The 18,595-nt window shown below is 69.6% G+C and carries 13 protein-coding genes; 3 read left to right on the top strand and 10 right to left on the bottom strand.

Going from position 1 to position 18,595, the window contains the following annotated elements; all coding sequences use genetic code 11:
* Window positions 1–10 precede the first annotated feature (10 nt).
* The 8 genes from ABD736_RS00690 to ABD736_RS00655 form a co-directional block, all read right to left on the bottom strand.
* Window positions 11–1,285, bottom strand: a complete 1,275-nt coding sequence (locus tag ABD736_RS00690; protein ID WP_344789817.1) for a SufS family cysteine desulfurase — start codon at window positions 1,283–1,285, stop codon at window positions 11–13.
* 9 nt (window positions 1,286–1,294) lie between these two features.
* The gene (locus ABD736_RS00685; protein WP_344789816.1) at window positions 1,295–2,068 is read right to left on the bottom strand and encodes a GNAT family N-acetyltransferase; all 774 of its coding nucleotides are present in this window, start codon (window positions 2,066–2,068) and stop codon (window positions 1,295–1,297) included.
* Between the two features lie 83 nt (window positions 2,069–2,151).
* Window positions 2,152–3,081 (bottom strand): aldo/keto reductase, encoded by a 930-nt coding sequence (locus tag ABD736_RS00680; RefSeq protein WP_344789815.1) that lies wholly within the window; start codon window positions 3,079–3,081, stop codon window positions 2,152–2,154.
* A 4-nt stretch (window positions 3,082–3,085) separates the two neighbouring features.
* A complete protein-coding gene (locus ABD736_RS00675; RefSeq protein ID WP_344789814.1) occupies window positions 3,086–4,555 on the bottom strand; it encodes an MFS transporter in 1,470 nt (489 codons plus the stop codon).
* Window positions 4,556–4,622: 67 nt separating this feature from the next.
* Window positions 4,623–6,773, bottom strand: a complete 2,151-nt coding sequence (locus ABD736_RS00670; RefSeq protein WP_344789813.1) for a catalase — start codon at window positions 6,771–6,773, stop codon at window positions 4,623–4,625.
* 267 nt (window positions 6,774–7,040) lie between these two features.
* Window positions 7,041–8,801, bottom strand: coding sequence for a GMC oxidoreductase (locus tag ABD736_RS00665; RefSeq protein WP_344789812.1), 1,761 nt, complete (start codon window positions 8,799–8,801; stop codon window positions 7,041–7,043).
* Between the two features lie 78 nt (window positions 8,802–8,879).
* Window positions 8,880–9,386 (bottom strand): SRPBCC family protein, encoded by a 507-nt coding sequence (locus tag ABD736_RS00660; RefSeq protein ID WP_344789811.1) that lies wholly within the window; start codon window positions 9,384–9,386, stop codon window positions 8,880–8,882.
* A gap of 9 nt (window positions 9,387–9,395) precedes the next feature.
* Window positions 9,396–9,794: an ArsR/SmtB family transcription factor gene (locus tag ABD736_RS00655; RefSeq protein WP_344789810.1), complete on the bottom strand. Its 399-nt coding sequence runs from the start codon at window positions 9,792–9,794 to the stop codon at window positions 9,396–9,398.
* Window positions 9,795–9,879: 85 nt separating this feature from the next.
* On the opposite strand from ABD736_RS00655, the gene ABD736_RS00650 reads away from it, so the two are divergent.
* From ABD736_RS00650 to ABD736_RS00640, 3 genes are read left to right on the top strand one after another with little or no spacing between them, the layout of a single operon-like run.
* Window positions 9,880–10,449, top strand: coding sequence for a hypothetical protein (locus ABD736_RS00650; protein WP_344789809.1), 570 nt, complete (start codon window positions 9,880–9,882; stop codon window positions 10,447–10,449).
* Window positions 10,450–10,452: 3 nt separating this feature from the next.
* Entirely contained in the window at window positions 10,453–12,618 is a 2,166-nt protein-coding gene (locus ABD736_RS00645; protein ID WP_344789808.1) for an ATP-binding cassette domain-containing protein, read from the top strand.
* Window positions 12,615–13,412, top strand: a complete 798-nt coding sequence (locus tag ABD736_RS00640) for an ECF transporter S component (protein WP_344789807.1) — start codon at window positions 12,615–12,617, stop codon at window positions 13,410–13,412. Before ABD736_RS00645 ends, ABD736_RS00640 begins: the two co-directional genes overlap by 4 nt.
* Here the strand turns inward: ABD736_RS00640 and metH are convergent, their stop codons facing one another.
* Together metH and ABD736_RS00630 are read right to left on the bottom strand one after the other, a co-directional pair.
* A complete protein-coding gene (gene metH / locus ABD736_RS00635) occupies window positions 13,413–16,964 on the bottom strand; it encodes a methionine synthase (RefSeq protein WP_344789806.1) in 3,552 nt (1,183 codons plus the stop codon). It lies immediately after the preceding gene.
* Window positions 16,965–17,075: 111 nt separating this feature from the next.
* The gene (locus ABD736_RS00630; RefSeq protein WP_344789805.1) at window positions 17,076–18,569 is read right to left on the bottom strand and encodes an MFS transporter; all 1,494 of its coding nucleotides are present in this window, start codon (window positions 18,567–18,569) and stop codon (window positions 17,076–17,078) included.
* Between the last annotated feature and the right edge of the window lie 26 nt (window positions 18,570–18,595).

Genomic DNA, 18,595 nt, shown 5'->3' with positions numbered 1-18,595 from the left:
TCGCTGTCTCTCACACGCCGAAATACGGGCGGATGCCTGTCGCGGCCTCGAGGAACGTGTCCACGTCCTCGGCCGAGTTGTAGAGGTACACGCTCGCCCGCACGCTCGCGGTGAGGCCGAGGCGGCGGTGCAGCGGCTGCGCGCAGTGGTGCCCCACGCGCACCGCGATGCCGCGGGCGTCGAGGAACTGCCCGGCGTCGTGCGCGTGCACCCCCGCGACGTCGAAGGCCACGAGCCCGGCGCGCTCCCGGCCAGCGCCCGGCCCGATCAGCCGGATGCCCGGGATGTCGGCGAGGCCGTCATAGAGCCGCGCGGCGAGCGCGTGCTCGTGCTCGAGGATCGCCTGCGTGCCGGCATCCGTCAGATATCCGACTGCGGCCCCCAGGGCGATCGCCTGCGAGACCGGCTGCGTGCCTGCCTCGAAGCGCTGAGGAGCGGGCAGGAACTCGGCCCCCTCCATCGTGACGGTCGTGATCATCGACCCGCCGGTGCGGGCAGGCGGCAGCGCATTCAGCAGCTCGCGGCGTCCGTAGAGCACGCCGAGGCCGGTCGGGCCGAGCATCTTGTGCGCGCTGAAGGCGGCGAAGTCGACGCCGAGCGCGCCCAGCTCGAGCGGCCGGTGCGGTGCGGACTGGCACGCGTCGAGAACCGTGAGGGCACCGACGGATGCCGCGAGCTCGACCAGCTCCGCCAGGGGGGCCACCATGCCCGTCACGTTCGAGACGTGCGCGAACGCGATCACCCGCGTCTTCTCCGTGATGACGGCGCGGGCATCCTCAATGGTCCACAACCCGTCGTCGTCAACGGGGATCCAGCGCAGCACTGCTCCGGTCTGCGCCGCGAGCTGCTGCCACGGAATCAGGTTCGCGTGGTGCTCGGCCTCGGTGACGACGAGCTCGTCGCCGGGCTGCAGCGCGAACCGCTTCGCGGCCTCTCCCCCGAGGCCTCGCGAGGCGACCCCGATCGCGAGCGCCACCGTGTTCAGGGCATCCGTCGCATTCGCCTGCCAGGCGATCTCGTCCGGCCGCGCACCCACGAACCGGGAGACGGCCTCGCGCGCGCCCTCGAATTCCTCGGTGGCCTCGGCGGCGAGCGTGTGCGCGCCGCGGTGCACGGCGGCGTTGCGCTGCTCGAGGTACGCGCGCTCCGCATCGAGGACGACGCGCGGCCGCTGCGCGGTCGCCGCCGAGTCGAGGTACACGAGCGGATGCCCGTTCACGCTCTGATCGAGAAGGGGGAAGTCCGCGCGCAGGTCAGCGAGGACGGAAGTTGCCGAGGTTGCCACCCCTCAACGCTATGCCGCGGTGTCGCGTTCTGTCTGTTCGTTACCTTCGGCGGGCTGCACGCCCGGCCGCTCCCCCGCCTGGTCGCCGGCCGCCGGCCGCCCGAAGCTGAACGGGAACTCGCGGCGCACGACGAAGCCGAGGCGCTCGTAGACGCGCTTGGCGTCGTAGTTGTCCCACCGCACGTGCAGGAACGCGCGCTGCCCGTCCGCACGGATTCCGGATGCCACGGCCCGCACGAGCCGCGCCGCATAGCCGCGCCCGCGGTGCTCCTCGTCGGTGCACACCGCGCTGATCTCGACCCACCCGGCGGGGTTCATGCGCCGGCCTGCCATCGCGACGAGCTTGCCGTCGACGCGCACGCCGACGTAGCCGCCGAGCTCGATCGTGCGCGGGGCGAACGGCCCCGGCTGCGTGCGCTCGACGAGGTCGATCATCTCGGGCACATCCTCGGCGGTGAGCGTGACGAGTCCCTCGCCGTCGCCGGGCTGAGGCTCGTAGTCCTCGTCGATCAGCTGCAACCCGAGGCCGCCGTCGCCTTCCCAGCCCTCAGGCAGCTCGCGCCCGGGCAGGCTGATCGACTCGTCGGCGCCGAGCAGCGCGCCGAGCGCGGCCCAGTCGTCGGCGGTCGCGTCGTCGGGCGTCGCGCCCCAGACCGAGACCTCTGGGTCGTAGCGCAGCGCCCGAACCGTGCCGATCGGGCCGCCGACGGCATGCTGTGCGTGGGCGCCGGTCAGCGAGTACCAGGCCGGGTTGTCAAGCTGGGGGAAGTCGTACTCGGGCACCGCCTAAGCCTAAGTCGGGCGGCCACTGCCGGCCTTTCCTGCACACTTTGTTACGGCGGGAGGTCACGGTCGGCACCGCGTCATCACGGCAGCGTGTAGCCCGCCGCCGTGAACAGCCGATACCACTCGACGCGCGTCAGCGGCAGCTCGCTTCCGGCCGCGGACTCGCGCACGCGCTCGGGCTTCGTCGTGCCCAGCACCACCTGGAAGTTCGCGGGGTGGCGTGTGATCCACGCCACGGCGATGGCGGTCGGCGTCACCTCGTACTTCGCGGCGAGCTCGTCGATTGCATCGTTGAGTTCCGCGTACTTCTCGCGGTCACCGAGGAACACGCCGTTGAAGAACTGCTTCTGGAACGGCGACCACGCCTGCAGCGTGATGTCGTTCAGGCGCGCGTAGTCGAGGATGCCGTTGTCGCGGTCGATCGACTGGTCGAGCCCCGCCATGTTCGACGCGACGCCGGTGGCGATGAGCGGCGCGTGCGTGATCGAGAGCTGCACCTGGTTGAAGGCGAGCGGCTGGCGCACGTACTTCTTCAGCAGCTCGGTCTGGCCGGGCGTGTGGTTCGAGACGCCGAAGTTGCGGACCTTTCCGGATGCTTCGAGCTGATCGAACGCGGCGGCGACCTCTTCCGGCTCGACCAGCGCGTCGGGGCGGTGCAGCAGCAGCACGTCGAGGTAGTCCGTGCGCAGCGCCTCGAGCGAGGCATCCACCGACTCGAGAATGTGCTCCTTCGAGAAGTCGAACGCGCCCGGCACGATGCCGGTCTTGGTCTGGATCTTGACCTGCTCGCGCTCGCTGCTCGTGAACCGCACCGCGTCGCCGAAGCGGCGCTCACACTGGTGCGGCCCGCTGCCGTAGACATCGGCGTGATCGAAGAAGTCAATGCCCTCGTCGCGGGCGGTGCCGACCAGGGTGCGGATCGCCTCGTCATCGAGGTCGGTGATCCTCATCAGGCCGAGGATCAGGTTGGAGGCGGTCAGATTCGTCTGCGGCAGTGCAAGTGTCTTCACTCCCTCAGTCTCTCCCCGCCGTGACCAACGACAGCGGCTCACTGACCGTTTCGAGGGACCTTCGCTCGGCATCCGTGCCGAAGATGAAGGCGATCACGCCGCCGATGATCATGATCACGGCGCCGATGATGTAGCCGACCGTCAGCGGCCCGCGCGACGATCCATCGCCGATGAGCGCGCCGTACAGCGTCGGCGCGATCGCCCCGAAGATCTGCGCGAGCGAGAAGAAGTACGAGATCGCCTGCGCCCGCAGCTCGAGCGGGAAGGTCTCGCTCACCGTCAGGTACGCACTCGAGGCGCCAGCCGAGGCGAAAAAGAACGCCACGCACCAGAAGATCGTCTGCGTGGTCGCGTTCAGCACGCCTGCGTGGAAGAAGAACGCCGAGACGAGCAGCACGAGGCCCGAGAGACCGTACGTCGCGAAGATCATCTTGCGGCGCCCGATCGCGTCGAACAGGTGCCCGAGCACCAGAGGACCGATCAGATTGCCGATCGCGAACGGGAAGAAGAAGTAGCCGGTGTGGTCCTTCGGGATGTCGTAGAAGTTCTGCAGGACGAGCGCGTAGGTGAAAAAGATCGCGTTGTACAGGAACGACTGCGTGATCATCATGGCGGCGGCGGTCAGCGTGCGCTTCGGATATTTCCGGAAGAGCACGCCGACGATCACCCGGAAAGGCACGTACTCGATGGGCCTCAGCTGGATCGCCTGCGAGTCCTCGACCGGTTTCAGACTCCCGCCGGACGCCTCGACGCGCTGCTCGATGTCGTCGATGGTGGTTTCGGCTTCCTGTGCGCGGCCATGCGTGATGAGCCAGCGCGGGCTCTCCGGGATGTGACGTCGCAGATAGATGATGAACAGACCGATCACGGGGCCGATCCAGAAGCCGATGCGCCAGCCCCAGTCGACCGGGAAGATGTCCGGGTTCAGCAGGAAGATGTTCGCGGCGGCGCCGATCGCCGCGCCACCCCAGTAAGTGCCGTTAATGGCGATGTCGACCCTGCCGCGATAGTGCGACGGGATGAGTTCGTCGATCGCGGAGTTGATCGCCGCGTACTCGCCGCCGATGCCCGCCCCCGCGATGAAGCGGAAGATCAGCAGGAACCACAGCGAGAACGCGAAGCCGGCGATGCCCGAGCCGATCAGGTAGACGGCGAGGGTCAGAATGAACAAGCGGCGCCTGCCCAGCCGGTCTGACAGCCACCCGAAGTACAGCGACCCGATGACCTGGCCGACAAGGTACGTGGTTCCGACGAGGCCGACCTGAGTGGGCGACAGGTTGAGGGTGTCTGCGTAGCCGTTCGCCGCGACGATCTGGATCTCGAGACCGTCGAGGATCCACGCCACGCCGAGCCCCACCACGATCGACCAGTGGAACTTCGTCCACGGGAGCCGGTCGAGCCTCGCCGGAATGAGGCTCCTGACGGTGCCCGTTCCCCCCGCTGCAGATGATTCAGATGCTGACGCCGTTGTCATTTTTGGATGCCCTTTCCGATCACACCCGGACTGCACACACAACTTCACTCAACGTGCAGTTCCTCTTCTACACCCCTTCGCGCGCCCAGACACGGTGCGCAGGCAGCAAGTCGAGGACTCCGGCTGCGACGGCCGCCGCATCGCCGGTGACGACACCGGGCGCAGTGGCGGGAACGCCGACGTCGGGCAGCAGCGGCTCGGCATCACTGGAGACACCGATCGCCTTGTCGTGACGGAACGCCTCGCGCAGCAGCTCGAGCACGCGTGGGTCGACCGCGGGCGCCAGCACGATCACCGCGTCGAGCTCGACACTGGTGGCGGTGTGGAAACTGCGCTGCACGTCGAGGCCGCCCACCTTTCCGCCGTGCGGCGCGATGACGAGCGGCGTCACGCCCGCCGCGTGGAGCGTCTCGCGAACGGATGCCACGGCCGAAGCATCCGTATCGTCATCGACCACGATCCCGACCTGGCGGCCGTCTGCCGGCCAGGCCACGTCGGTCACCATGCGCAGCGCCGGGCTGATCTCGACGTCGGGCACCACTTCGGTGGGCGCAGGCGCCGGCAGACCGAGCTCGTTCGCGACGAACGCGCACAGCTCCGCATCGATGTTGGCCAGGCACTGCAGCTGGCGCTCCTTGATCGCCTGCTCGTACACCTTGCCGAGCTCGAACGCGTAGGCCTGCTTCACGTGCAGCTGCTCCACCGGCGTCAGCGAGCGGTAGAAGAGGCGCGCCTGCGAGAAGTGGTCGTCGAAGCTCGCGGGCTGCTCACGGGTGACGACGTCCTGCTGGATCGGCTGCGGCACGTCGGTGAACGCCTCGCCGCCGGTGACCATCGCCGGGAACGGGCACCCGCCGTCGAGCGAGTTCGGGTGGTACGGCGCCACGCCGCGGTGCACCACGGTCTGATGCATCCCGTCACGCAGCATGTCGTTGATCTCGGCGTGCGGCCGGTTGATCGGCAGCTGGCCGAAGTTCGGGCCGCCGAGGCGCGAGATCTGCGTGTCGAGGTACGAGAACAGGCGCCCCTGCAGCAGCGGGTCGCTCGTCACATCGATGCCCGGCACGAGGTGGCCGGGGTGGAAGGCGACCTGCTCGGTCTCTGCGAAGTAGTTGCTGGGGTTCCGGTTGAGCGTCATCGTGCCGACGACGACGATCGGTGCGAGCTCCTCCGGCACGATCTTGGTCGGGTCGAGCAGATCGATGCCGTGGAAGGTCTGATCCTCGGTGTCGGGGAAGACCTGGATGCCGAAGTCCCACTCGGGGTACGCGCCTGCCTCGATCGCGTCGGCGAGGTCGCGGCGGTGGAAGTCGGGGTCCTTACCCGAGATCAGCTGCGCCTCCTCCCACGTGACGGCGTGTGTGCCGAGCCGCGGGCGCCAGTGGAACTTGACGAGCGTGGTCGCGAGGCTGCCGTCCGCCTCCGTCTTGACGAGGCGGAAGGTGTGGATGCCGAAGCCCTGCATCATGCGGTACGAGCGCGGGATGCCGCGGTCTGACATGTTCCAGATGGTGTGGTGCTGCGCCTCGGTGTGCAGCGAGACGAAGTCCCAGAAGGTGTCGTGCGCCGACTGCGCCTGCGGGATCTCGCGGTCGGGGTGCGGCTTGCCCGCGTGGATGATGTCGGGAAACTTGATCGCGTCCTGGATGAAGAACACGGGGATGTTGTTGCCGACGAGGTCGTAGACGCCCTCGCTCGTGTAGAACTTCGTCGCGAAGCCGCGGGTGTCGCGCACGGTGTCGGCCGAGCCGCGCGAGCCGAGCACGGTGGAGAACCGCACGAAGGTCTCTGTCGTCGTTCCCGCCTTGAGGAACGCGGCGCTCGTGTAGCGCTCCGCCTCGCCGTTGGCGACGAAGACGCCGTGCGCGGCAGCACCCCGCGCGTGGACGACGCGCTCAGGAATCCGCTCGTGATCGAAATGCGTGATCTTCTCGCGCAGGTGGTGGTCCTGCAGCAGCACGGGGCCGCGGCGGCCGGCCTTGAGCGAGTGGTCGGTGTCGCGCAGCGGCGCGCCCTGCGCGGTCGTGAGGCGCTCGCCCTGCTGGGCGACGGCGTCCTGCGGGGTGGTGGTCGGCGCGCCGGTGGGCGTGTAGGTGTCGGGGCCCGACTGGTCGGGCTTCGGCGGCAGGGGTCCGCGCGGCTGCGTGGGCTCGTCGAGAGGGGCGGGTTCGGGGCCGGGCGCCCCGGGAATCTTGATCGAATCGGCGTCAGCAGTCATGCCCGGGCTGTTCCCTGCCCAACGGCTTCGCTAACGCGTGCTCCACCGATATGGCTTCGCGAACGCGGCGCGGGCAGGGGGCGTCCTCGGAGCCCCTCCCGGCTTCGAAGACGTGCGCTCGGACCGACTCGTCACAGTCCCATGGGGTCGGCGACCACGTCGTTGTGATCGTTGCTCGACGCGTCGGCGCTTGCGCGATCCCCCGGATCACCGTTGATCCGCAGGACAGCCTGCCCGTGCCCGTTGCACGGGTCAAGTGCGCTCAGATCACGATCGGGTCAAGGCGCCGCCCGGCACGGCGGGGAGCTCGGGCGTGAGCTCGACATAGGGCTCGCCCTGCGCCGGCCGCAGGTCCGCTTCACCCCGCGTAGGCCACAGCGAGAGCGCACGCTCCGCCTGTGCCGTGATGGTCAGGGACGGGTTCACGCCGAGGTTCGCCGACACCGTCGAACCGTCGACGATGTGCAGCCCCGGGTAGTTCCAGACACGGTGATAGGCGTCGACCACGCCGTTCGCGGGATTCGCTGCGATGGTCGCACCGCCGAGGAAGTGCGCGGTGAGCGGCACTCCGAACAGCTCGAGCCAGCTGCCCCGAGCGAGGGCCTTCACGCCCGTGTCCTCTTCGAGCTGCTCGGCCATCGCCTCCGCGGCGCGGTGCGCCTGCGGCAACCAGTCGGGGTTCGGCTCGCCGTCGCCCTGCCTGCTGGTGAGGCCGATTCCGCCCAGCATCCGACGCTTCGCGCTCACCGTCAGCGAGTTGTCCGCGCTCTGCATGACGAGCGCGATGACACCGCGCTCGGTCGCGCGCCACGGCACCATGGCGCGCAGTTCGATGAGCGGATGCCTCGCGAGCCGCCCGAGCAGGAAGCCGACCCGTTTGTGCAGCGGCTTGCCGCCGGGGGCGAGCACCGTCACGAGCGCCATCAGGGCGTTCGAGCCCGCGCCGTATCGCACGTTCTGCACGTGCGTCTTCTCGTCGACGTAGAGCGAGGTCGTGATCGCCGAGCCCTCGGTGAGTGCCGCGCCGTCGGGCACGCGCACGGCGAGCGCGCCGTCGAGCGCCTCGGAGTTCGTTCGCGTCAGCCGCCCCAGCGCCGGCGAAAGTTCGGGCAGCTCGCCCCGGCTCTTGAGTGCGTGCAGCAGCTTCTGCGTGCCCCAGGCGCCCGCTGCGAAAACGACTTGGCCCGCGGTGACGGTGCGGCGCTCCTTCGGCGTCAGCGCCGTGCCCGTGCGCTCGGTGGTCACCTCGAAGCCGCGCGTCGGGTCGGCCGGGTCGATCGGCCGCACCGACGTCACGGTGCGCATCGGCTCGATCACCGCACCGCGGCGCTCGGCGAGCCAGAGGTAGTTCTTGGTGAGCGAGTTCTTCGCCCCGACGCGGCAGCCGACCATGCAGTTCCCGCAGAGCGTGCAGCTCGTTCTGGCGGGTCCCTCGCCACCGAAGAACGGGTCTGCCACCGTCTCGCCCCTGGCGATCGAGCCGTCGCTCTTCGGCCTGCCATAGAAGACGCCGGTCGGGGCTGTGCGGAACGTCTCTGGCACGCCGAGGCGCACCGAGACCTTCCGCATGAGCTGCTCGGCGGAGCCGTCATACGGGTAGTGCTCGACCGTGCCCAGCATCCGCTTCGCCAGCGCGTAGTGCGGGGCGAGCTCACGCTGCCAATCGGTGATGCCCGCCCAGCTGCCGCTCGTGAAGAACGGCTCCCCCGGCACGTACTGCACGTTCGCGTAGTTGAGCGAGCCGCCGCCGACACCTGCCCCGGCGAGAATCAGGACGTCCGGCAGCTTGTGCAGCCTCTGCGGGCCGTACCAGCCGAGCGCCGGCGCCCACAGCGCGTTCTTCAGGTCCCAGTTCGTCGTGGCGAAGTCCTCGTCGGCGAAGCGCCGGCCGGCCTCATAGACCAGGACGTCGTAGCCCTTCTCCGCAAGCCGCAGCGCGGCCACCGAGCCGCCGAATCCGGATCCGATGACCACCACGTCGTGGTCGTAGCCCTCGGCTGGTGACTCCTGTGATGACCCCGTTGTCATAAGGGGACGCTATCACTACTGACTAGAAGTCAATAGGCGGCGCGTCTCGGCTCGCCGTTCGTCGCCTTGGCGCGTGGCTCACGCGGGGATGCCGGTGAGCAGCCCGTCGATCTGGCTCAGCGCCATCTTCGAGCCCTCTTCGTGGCCCATGGCCAGCATCTTCTCCATGTAGGGCACGGAGTCGAAGACGGTCAGCGCCGTCATGCGGGTCCCAGGCTTCCCGCCGAGCTCGATCGGCTCGAGCGTGATCGTGCCGTGCATCACTCCGTCGGGGTCGTGCGCCTTCGTGTCGTTGTCGGCGAGGCCGCCGTCGAACTCGATGCGGCGCAGCTTGTCGACCGCGGTGGTGGCCCACCAGGCGCGCTGGAATTCGCCGTTGGGACCGGTGTTGAAGTACTCCGACGTGCCGCCGGGAGTCAGGTCGTGCGTCTCGAAGGTCGCCGGGTACGGTTCGGGGCACCACCACTTCTCGAGCTGGCGCGGGTCCTCCCAGAGCTGCCAGATGCGCTCAACCGGTGCCGGGAACTCGCACACGATGGTGAGGCTGCGGGCTTCGGCATCCCGCTCGGATGAGATGACAGGCATGACGCCCTCCTACTTTCTGTCGCGTTGATCTGAGTTGTCGCTGGTATCGGCACTGGTGTCGGCGCTGGTGTCTGCGGCGAGAAGCGCGTCGATCGCATCGACGCGCGCCCGCCAGAGCTGCTCGTAGCCGCGCAGCAGCTCCTGGGCCCGCGCGATCGTGTCGACCTCGCCGCTGACGAGCTGCTCGCGCCCTTTGCGTTCCTTGCTCACGAGCGCCGCCCTCTCGAGCACCGCGACGTGCTTCTGCACGGCCGCGAAGCTCATCGCATAGCCGGCCGCGAGCTCTGAGACCGAGTGCGGCCGCTGCAACACCCTGGCCACGATGTCGCGCCGGGTTGCGTCGGCGAGCGCGTGGAAGATGAGATCCACCGCCTCGTCGCCGCCTCGCAGGTCACGTTCTACAACCATTTGGTTGTAGGTTAGGGCGACAGGATGCTTCGCACAAGACCCCTGCGAAAAAGAGCGAGCCTCAGCCGCCGGTACCCTTGAGCCCATGCGTCGCACGCTCCCCGCTTTCGTCCTCGCTGCTGTCACGGCTCTCGCGCTCGCGGGGTGTGCAGGATCGCCGGCGCCGAGCGGCACCATCGGGGGCTCACCCGAGGTGCAGCCGATTACCGGCGCTCCGACGATCGTTCCGGCCACGCCTTCTTTCACCGCAGAGACCTGCCCCGGCGTGTTCGTCACGGTGCAGTTCGGCCTGCTCGGCGGCGATGACGTTAGCGCGTGCGCCAAGACCGGCGAGCCGATGACCGCCGCGGCCGCGCTGAAGCAGATCGGCGTCTCGACCGAGGGCACCAAGAAGTACGGCGACCAGGTCGTCTGCCGCGTCAACGGCGAGCCCTCCGCGTCGAAGCCGATCGAAGTGCCGGGCAAGGCCGCGTACACCGAGACCTGCGCGGGCATGCCCGCCGCGTTCGCCTACTGGGCGTTCTGGGTGCGCGATTCCGCCGCCGGGAAGTGGAGCTACGCCACCAGCGGCATCACCACTCAGCAGTTGAAGCCGGGCCAGACGCTGGGGCTGAAGTTCACGACCGGCACCGACACCACACCGCCCAAGGGATAGCCCATGACGGTTCCGGCCCGCCCGCGGCCGCGCTTCCGATCGGCCCCGCTGCGCCAGGCCGCCGTCTTCGCGGCGGTGTTCGCAGGGGTGCGGGTCGTCTACGGCGCGGTGTTCGCGGGGGCCGGAGGCACGGGCATCCCCCTGCTCTCACTCCCTGTCATCTCACTTCCCGCGCCATTCACCGGCGTCACCCTGCTCGGCCCTGTGACGGCGGACGGCATCGGCCGCCTGCTGCTCACCGCTGTCCCGTTCGCCGCGGTGATCCTCGGCTTCGGCGTGCTCAACGCGCTGTGGGACGTGCGTCCCTGGTTCGCGGCCGCGGCCCGCCGCGGGCCGTTGCGTTCATCCGCCCGCGCCCTCGTGATCGCATGGCAGACGTTGCCCGCGCTCGGTGCCTCGCTGCGCCGCGCCGCACGAGCCGCCCGGTTGCGCGGCGAGCGGCCGGGGCCGAGTGCGCTGGTGCCCGTGCTCGAGGACGCTATCGAGCGCGCCGTCGCCCTCGCCGCCTCGCTCGAGCTGCGCGGCTTTGCGGCTGCGCGACGGGTCGAGGGCGCCTGCGAGGTGCCCGTGCGAGTCGCGGATGCCGTGCTGATCAGGCCCGACGGCGTCAGCGACGTCCACGGCGAAGGCGTCTGCAACGTCCGCGGCGAAGGCGTCAGCGACGGCGGCCGCCGCGGCGGCGGCCGATCGCGCGGTTGGACCCTGTCGATCCCGTCTCTGTCCCTCTCCCCCGGCACGCTCACCGTGCTGACTGGCGCGACGGGTTCGGGGAAGTCGACGGTATTGGACGCCCTCTCCGGACTGTTCCAGCACGCCGACCGCGGAGTGCAGACCGGCATCGTCGAGGTCGGCGGCGTCGATCGCGCCGCCGTTCCCCCGCGCGAAACCGCGGGATTCGTCGGTGCGGTGGCGCAGCGCGTTCGGGCGGGCTTCCTCGGCGAGACAGTGGGGGAAGAGATCGGCTTCGCCCTGACGCTGCGCGGTGTCGCCCCGGTCATCGTCGATGCGCGCGTGGCCGAAGTGGCCGGCCGCCTGGGCATCGCCCACTTGATCGGCCGCCCGATCACCGCGCTGTCCGCGGGTGAGGCCGAGCTGGTGGCGCTCGCGGCGGCAGTCGTCGAGCACCCGACGCTGCTGCTCGTCGACGAGCCGCTCGCCGAGCTCGACGCCTCCGCGCGCCCACGCGTGGTGGCCGCGCTCGCGGCCATGGCACACGAGGCGGGCGTCTGCGTGGTGGTGGCGGAGCACCGCATCGCCTGGTTCGCGGAGGTCGCCGACCGTTGGCTGGCGATCACGGACGGTGAGCTGCGCGAGTCGGCCATTCCCCCGACAGCACTTGAACGAGAGCACCATTTTTCCAGCCGACAGCACCAACGGTGCCGCCCCGGCACCAATGGTGCTGCCCCAGCACCATTGGTGCATTCCGGGTCAGAAATGGTGCTGTCAGCTCCAAAAATGGTGTCCTCGTTCAAGTCCGACGGAGGGGTCGTGGTCGAGGTGCGCGCGGTGAGCGTGCGACACGGCGAACGGGCGGCCGTCGATGGCGTGTCGCTCGAGCTGCGCGAGGGCGAGCTCGTGGCACTCACCGGCCCGAATGGTGCGGGGAAGTCCTCGCTGCTCGGGGCGATGGCGCTTCCTGACGAGGCCGGGCGCGTCTTCGTCCGAGGAGATGACGTCCACGCGCTGAAGCCGCGCGCGCGGCACGCGGCGGTCGCGCTCGTGCCCGAGCTCGTCGACGACCTGTTCGTCACCGATTCGGTCGCCGCCGAGTGTCGCCGCGGTGATCGGCGGTTCCGGCCCGTCGTGCCGACATTCGAGCGTTTCCTCGCGCTGCTCGGGGTGCAGCTACAGGCATGCCCCGGCCACGGCGCCGCACACGACGCGCTTGCCGAGACCCATCCACGAGACCTCTCCGGCGGGCAGCGACTCTGTCTCACCGTCGCGCTGCAGCTTGCCGCCGACCCGGCGGTTCTGCTCGTCGACGAGCCGGTGCGCGGGCTCGACTCAGCCGCCCGCGAGCAGGTCGCCGACGCCCTCGCACGCGCCGCGAGCTCAGGCACGGCGGTGCTGTTCGCGACGCACGAGGTCGAGTTCGCGGCCGCGCTCGCCGACCGCACGCTTCGGCTCGAGGCAGGGCGGCTGGTGGGCCTGGCGGAGGTCGCCTCATGACGGCGAACGCCCAGCTCGCAGGCATCCGTTCTGCATCTCGCCCACGCCTCGACTGGCGCGGCCTCGCGCTCATTGCGGGCAGCATCGTGGCGGCGGCCGGGTTCGCGTGGCCGTTCGTCGCACCCGCTCTTCCGCAGGATGCGCAGCGCGCCGTGCCCTATCTCGCGCTCGCGCTGGTTCCCGCGATCGTCGCGGTGCTCGCGCTTGCCCTCGATCGGCAGTTCGCCAGCGCGAAGGCGGTCGCGCTGCTGGGCGTGCTCGGGGCGATCGGGGCCGCCGCCCGTGTGCTCGGCGACACGGTCGGCGGCATCGAGCCGGTGTTCATCGTGCTGATCCTCGCCGGGCGCGCGCTCGGCGCGCGGTTCGGCTTCCTGCTGGGGCTCATCGTCGTCGCGGCGTCGGCGGTGATCACCGGCGGCATCGGCCCGTGGCTGCCGTTTCAGCTGTTCGCGTGCGCCTGGGTGGGCGCGGGCGCCGGACTGCTGCCGCGGGTGCGGGCGGGGCGTGCGAGCAAGGGCGTCGAGGTCGTGATGCTCGCGGCATACGGCGCCATCGCCTCGTGGCTCGTCGGGGCGCTGCTGAACCTGTGGTTCTGGCCGTTCGCGATCGCGAGCGGGTCGAGCATCTCGTACACCGCCGACGCCGGCATGCTCGCCAACCTCAAGGCGTTCGTGCTGTATTCGCTCGCCACCTCGACGCTCACCTGGGACACCGTGCGCGCGATCACGACCGTCGTCGGCATCGCGCTCGTCGGCCGACCTGTGCTGGCGGCGCTGCGGCGGGCGAAGCTCTGATCAGACGCTGAAGTACTTCGCCTCGGGGTGGTGGAAGACGAACGCATCGGTCGACTGCTCCGGGTGCAGCTGCAGCTCCTCGGAAAGCTCGACTCCGATGCGCTCAGGGCGCAGCAGCTCGACGACCTTGCGCCGGTCCTCCATCTCGGGGCACGCGGGGTAGCCCAGCGAGAAGCGGGCTCCGCGGTACTCGAGCTTGAACAGCCCGTCGACCGAGGCGGGCTCCTCAGCTGCGAACCCCAGCTCGGCGCGGATGCGCGCATGCCAGTACTCGGCCAGCGCCTCGGTGAGCTGCATGGCGAGGCCGTTGAGCTCGAGGTAGTCGCGGTAGCGGTTCTCGGCGAAGATCTTCGCCGTCGCGCGGCTGACCGACTCCCCCGCGGTGACCAGCTGCACGGGCATCACGTCGATCTGACCGGACTCGCGCGAGCGCACGAAGTCCGCCAGGCACAGGTGCCGGTCGCGCCGCTGGCGCGGGAAGTGGAAGCGCAGCCGCTCGGTGCCGATCGCGCCACCCGAGCCGCCGTCGGGCGCGAGCACGCCCGGCGCACCCAGCGCACCGGTGTCGTCGCCGTGGTGCAGCACGACGACGTCGTCGCCATCAGCGACGACGGGGAAATACCCATAGGCGACGGATGCCTCGAGCAGGCCCTCCGCGAGGATGCGATCGAGCCAGTACCGCAGCCGCGGCCGGCCCTCGGTCTCGACGAGCTGCTCGTAGCTCTTTCCCGAATCGCCGCGCCCGGGCTTCAGCCCCCACTGCCCCATGAATGTCGCGCGCTCGTCGAGGAACGCGGAGAAGTCGGCGAGCGGGATGCCGCGCACGATGCGGGTGCCCCAGAACGGCGGCGCGGGCACGGGGTTGTCGACCGCGACGTCGGACCGCGCCGGCATCGACTCCGGCTCGGTCAGAGTCAGCTGCGAGCCCTCGCGGTGGATGCGCTTCTTGAGGGGCGGCAGTCCCACGGCATCCGGCGCCGCCCCTCGCGCGATCTTGACGAGCGGCTCCATCAGCGCGAGTCCCTCGAAGGCATCGCGCGCGTAGCGCACAGTGCCCTCGAACAGGTCGGCCAGGTCGTCCTCGACATACGCACGGGTGAGCGCCGCACCACCGAGCAGCACCGGCCAGCGCCCTGCCAGGCCGCGCTGGTTCAGTTCGAGCAGGTTCTCTTTCATCACGACGGTCGACTTCACGAGCAGGCCGCTCATGCCGATGACGTCGGCGTTGTGCTCTTCGGCCGCGGCGATGATGTCGGTGATCGGCTGCTTGATGCCGAGGTTCACGACGTCGTAGCCGTTGTTCGTCAGGATGATGTCGACGAGGTTCTTGCCGATGTCGTGCACGTCGCCGCGCACCGTCGCGAGCACGATGCGGCCCTTGCCGCCGCTCGCAGCGCTCTTGTCCATGTGCGGCTCGAGGTAGGCGACGGCGGCCTTCATCACCTCGGCCGACTGCAGCACGAACGGCAGCTGCATCTCGCCCGCGCCGAAGCGCTCGCCGACGACCTTCATGCCCTCGAGCAGGTGCACGTTGATGATGTCGAGCGGGCTGAGGCCCGGCCCGTTCTCGGCGTCCATCGCGAGATCGAGATCGGATTCCAGGCCCTTCGCCTCGCCGTCGATGATGCGCCGCTCGAGTCGCTCGCCCACGGGCAGGGCGGCGAGCTCTGCGGCGCGCTGGTCGCGCAGCGCCTTCGTGTCGACGCCGGCGAAGATCTCGAGCATACGGGCGAGCGGGTCGTACTCGAGATTGCCGTCGGCGTCGTAGCGGCGGCGGTCCCAGACGAGGTCGAGCGCGACCTGGCGCTGCTCGTCGGGAAGCGACGCGAGCGGCACGATCTTTGCGGCGTCGATGATCGCCGAGTCGAGGCCGGCCTGCACGGCTTCGTGCAGGAACACCGAGTTGAGCACCTGGCGGGCAGCCGGGTTGAGCCCGAACGACACGTTCGAGATGCCGAGGGTCGTGTGCACGCCCGGGTACTTCGCTGTGATCTGCTTGATCGCCGAGATCGTCTCGATCGCGTCGCGGCGGGTCTCCTCCTGCCCCGTGGCGATGGGGAAGGTGAGGCAGTCGACGATGATGTCGGTGACCTCGAGGCCCCACTCCCCCGTCAGCGCGTCGATGAGGCGCGAGGCGATCGCGACCTTGCCCTCTGCCGTGCGCGCCTGGCCATGCTCGTCGATTGTGAGCGCGACGACGGCGGCGCCGTGCTCCTTGATGAGCGGCATGATGCGGCCGAAGCGCGACTCGGGCCCGTCGCCGTCTTCGAAGTTGACCGAGTTGATGACCGGGCGGCCGCCGATGAGCTCGAGGCCGGCCTGCAGCACGGCGGGCTCGGTGGAGTCCATCACGAGCGGCAGGGTCGAGGCGCTCGCGAGGCGAGAGACCACTTCACGGGCATCCGCCACGCCATCGCGGCCCACGTAGTCGACGCAGACATCCAAGAGGTGCGCGCCCGCGCGGATCTGGTTGCGCGCGATCTCGACGCAGTCGTCCCAGCGGCCCTCGAGCATCGCCTCGCGGAAGGCCTTGGAGCCGTTCGCGTTGGTGCGCTCGCCGATCGCGAGGCACGACGCGTCCTGCTCGAACGGCACGTGCTGGTAGAGGCTCGCGACGCCCGGGTCCAGCTCGATCGTGCGGGCGGTCGCGGCAGCGCGGCCCACGCGCTCGACCACGGCCTTCAGGTGCTCGGGCGTCGTGCCGCAGCAGCCGCCGACGAGGCCCAGACCGAACTCGCGCACGAACTGCTCGTGCGCCGTCGCGAGCTCGCCCGGCTGCAGTGGGTACTCCGCGCCGTTCTTGCCGAGCACCGGCAGCCCGGCGTTCGGCATGCACATGACCGGCACGCGCGAGTGCTTCGACAGGTAGCGCAGGTGCTCGCTCATCAGGTCGGGGCCGGTGGCGCAGTTGAGACCGATCGCGTCGACGCCGAGCGGCTCGATCGCCGTCAGCGCCGCCCCGACCTCTGAGCCCATGAGCATCGTGCCGGTCGTCTCGATCGTGATCTCGACGAAGATGGGCAGGCGGATGCCTGAGGCCGCGCTCGCCGCCTTGCAGCCGTTGATCGCCGCTTTGGTCTGCAGCAGGTCCTGCGAGGTCTCGACGAGGAACGCGTCGGCGCCGCCCGCGATGAGTCCCGCGGCCTGCTGAGCGAAGGTGTCGCGCAGGTGCGCGTAGGTGGTGTGGCCGAGGCTCGGCAGCTTGGTGCCCGGACCGATCGAGCCGAGCACCCAGCGCGGCCGGCCGTCGCGGCTCTGCCATGCCTCGGCGCGCTCGCGTGCGATGCGGGCCCCGGCGGCGGCCAGCTCTTCGATGCGGTCGTCGATGCCGTAGTCGGAGAGGTTCGACCAGTTCGCCCCGAAGGTGTTCGTCTCGACCGCGTCGACTCCGACCTCGTAGTAGGCATCGTGGATGCCCGCGATGATGTCGGGCCGGGTGACGTTGAGGATCTCGTTGCAGCCCTCGAGCTGCTGGTAGTCGTCGAGACTCGGGTCCTGCGCCTGAATCATCGTTCCCATCGCCCCGTCGGCGACGACGACGCGGCTGCTCATCTCCTCGAGCAGAGCTTGGGAGCGGGCAGACAGAGACGGAGCCGGGTGCACGCTCTCAGGGTATCTGTGAGCACGCACCCGGCTCCGCCGGATGACGCAGGTGGGCGGCGGTTATGCCACCTTCACCGGCTCGTCGAGCGGAAGCTCGTCGAGGTCGATGAGCTCGTTCTCGTCCTGGGTCTCGACGAGCTCGATCGCCTCGGCCGGCGTCTCGACAGCCGGCATCGAACCGGGCAGCGGGCGGCGTGCGGACTCGCGCAGACCGAAGGCCGCGAGGGCGCCCGCGACCGCGAAGCCGATCAGGTAGTACGCCGGGGTCATCGAGTCGCCCGTGGCCTGCATGATCGCCTGGATGAACACCGGGGCCGTGCCGCCGAACACCGCGACCGCGATGTTGTACGAGATGCCCATCGAGCCGTAGCGCATCGAGGTCGGGAACAGCGCGGGCAGCGCGGACGCCATCGTTCCGACGAGCAGTGCCGTCGGGATGGCCATCAGGAACAGGCCCACGAAGGTCGACCAGACGTCGCCGACCGCGAGCAGCAGGAACGCGGGGATCGCGAAGACACCCATGGCGGCGGCGCCGATCCAGGTGGTCGGGCGGCGGCCGATGCGGTCAGAGAGCATGCCCGCGAGGGGGATTCCGGCCGACATCACGACGAGCACCGGGATGGTGACGAGCGTGCCGTGCACCGCGTCGTAGCCGAGCGTGTCGGTCAGGTAGGTCGGCATGTAGCTGGTGAGCGCGTAGCCGACGGTGTTCGCCATAGCGACGAGCACGATCGCGATGAGCAGCGGCTTCCACTGCGTGCGCAGGATGCTGAGCACGCCGGTCTCGGGGGCGGGGCCCTCGATGGCATCCACCGCGTCGTTCATCGCCTTGAACGCGGGCGACTCCTCGATCTTGAGGCGGAAGTAGACCGCGATCGCGCCGATCGGGCCGGCGATGAGGAACGGGATGCGCCAGCCGAAGTCGAGCATCGCCTGGTTGCCCATGGTGAGCTGCATGATCGAGACCATCAGGGCGCCGACGGCGAAGCCCAGGTAGGAGCCCAGGTCGAGGAATCCCCCGAAGAAGCCGCGACGTCGGTCGGGCGCGTATTCGCTGACGAAGGTCGTCACGCCGGCGTACTCGCCACCGGTCGAGAAGCCCTGCAGCAGCTTCATCACGACGAGGATCACGGGTGCGGCCGGGCCGATCGTCGAGTACGAGGGAATGAGGCCGACGATGAACGTCGCCGAGGCCATCATGATCAGCGTCGTCGCGAGCACCTTCTGGCGCCCGACGCGGTCGCCGAGGCGGCCGAAGATGATGCCGCCGAGCGGGCGGGCGATGTAGGTCGCGGCGAAGACGCCGAGCGAGAAGAGCACCTGCACGCTCGCCGCGGCGGTGGGCAGGAAGACGGCGCCCATCGTGACGGCGAGGTAGCCGTAGACACCGACGTCGTACCACTCCATGGTGTTGCCGACCACGGTGCCGCGCAGTGCGCGCTTCAGCATGGTCGTGTCGACGACCTGGATGTCGTCGAGGCGCAGCTTCCGCGGGCGCGGGCGCGAGATGGGTCGGGCTGCTCGTGTGGGATTGGACTGTGCGTGAGAACTCATGGTTCCTTCCTGATTGAGCGACTGAC

The sequence above is a fragment of the Gryllotalpicola daejeonensis genome (assembly GCF_039538145.1).
GTDB classification, from domain to species: Bacteria; Actinomycetota; Actinomycetes; order Actinomycetales; family Microbacteriaceae; genus Gryllotalpicola; species Gryllotalpicola daejeonensis.
This window is presented reverse-complemented; position numbering and strand designations above follow the sequence as displayed.